The sequence below is a fragment of the Psychroserpens damuponensis genome (assembly GCF_000826655.1).
GTDB lineage: Bacteria > Bacteroidota > Bacteroidia > Flavobacteriales > Flavobacteriaceae > Psychroserpens > Psychroserpens damuponensis.
On the sequence record NZ_JXJO01000087.1, the window covers coordinates 1 to 1,426 of the forward strand.

General features: G+C 28.8%; 2 protein-coding genes. Both read left to right on the forward strand.

Going from position 1 to position 1,426, the window contains the following annotated elements:
• The coding region (locus TD29_RS17655) for a hypothetical protein (RefSeq protein WP_040282910.1) at positions 1 to 551 on the forward strand (551 nt) is incomplete at its 5' end.
• A 164-nt stretch (positions 552 to 715) separates the two neighbouring features.
• The gene (locus tag TD29_RS17660; protein WP_040282912.1) at positions 716 to 1,276 is read left to right on the forward strand and encodes an STM3941 family protein; all 561 of its coding nucleotides are present in this window, start codon (positions 716 to 718) and stop codon (positions 1,274 to 1,276) included.
• The last annotated feature ends 150 nt before the right edge of the window (positions 1,277 to 1,426 follow it).

Sequence of the window (1,426 nt, forward strand, 5' to 3'; positions counted from 1 at the left end):
CCTATTTCAGTATAATACACCAACCGCACTTGAAATTCGAAATACCATTTAATGCTGACATTTACTTAAATCAAACTGAACTGATAATTCCATTGATTTATAAACGATATCTTAAAGATGCAAGGGAATCATTAATTGTTGGTTTAATATCAACATTAATTGGAATTACAATCATAATCGGAAAATCGAATCTCGGAATTGTTTTTATCATTTTAGGAGTTTTTTACATTGTTAAAGCATATCCTAAATTTCAATTATACTATAAACTCAAAAGCACATATTTAGAGAAAATAAAAGAAAAAGTTGCGGAAGTGCAATCTGACTTTGGCAACGGAATATTTGAATTTAAAGATGAGTCTATAAAATACATTGACAAAAATATAACACGTGAAATAAAATGGACTGAATTCAAGGGATTTAAGATAAAGGATTCGAATTTACTTATGCTATTGGAACCAGAAAAAGGAGATATTCTGATAATCGGAGAAAGTGAAATTGGAAGTGAAGGTTTTAAAAAGATTGTCGACTTAGTAAAAACCAAACTGAAATAAAAACTGCTTACAACACCGTGTATAATTAATTGCTTTTTAAGGCTTACTTACGAAAATTCCTGCGGAATTTTCTCTGGTCCGTAAAAGTTTGTTAACTTAGTTGCATAACCACGCAACTAACCATACACAACCACGTTGTAACACATTTGACAAAAATATTGCAAATGACTGAAATCAAAATACCTTTAAGCAAAACAAAATTAGTGTTGTTACTAATTGGAGGACTAGCATTTGTTTTTGGTGGAGTTTGGATGATTATAAAACCTCAAGCATCTTCTTATAATCGATATTCTGAGGATTTTCTTTTTTTTATTGGATTAGCATGCATTTTATTCTTTGGACTAAGTGTGTTTTTTATTGTTAAAAAAATTCTTAGTAGAAAAACAGGACTGATTATAAATGATAAAGGAATTCTTGATAATTCAAACGCTATAGATATAGGATTAATTGAATGGAAAGATATATCTGGAATGGATATTATTAAAGTAAAAGTTCCAGTTCACGAATTGGGAATAGATATTTCTTCTCAAAAAATGATAATTCTAAAGACAAATAAAGCTGAAAAATATATTGAACGCCAAAAAAATTTAATTTTAAGAGAAACGATGGAATACAATAACAAAGAATATGGCTCTCCCTTAACTATCATTAGTAATGGTTTAAATATAAAATTCTCGGAATTGGAAAATTTAATTACAAGAGAAATCAAAAATCGGAAAAAATAAGAAACGTGTTACAACAACGTGTATAATCAATTGCTAGGTCTAGCCTACTTACGAATATTCCTGCGGAATATTCTATCTGTGTTTTATTTGCTAAATTAGTTGCTAAATCACGCAACTAATCATACACAAATACGTTAGCTTTAATGCTCA

Coding starts and splice junctions, on each gene's coding strand:
- TD29_RS17660 (WP_040282912.1), top strand. CDS start 716: ATGACTGAAATCAAAATACCTTTAAGCAAAACAAAATTAGTGTTGTTA.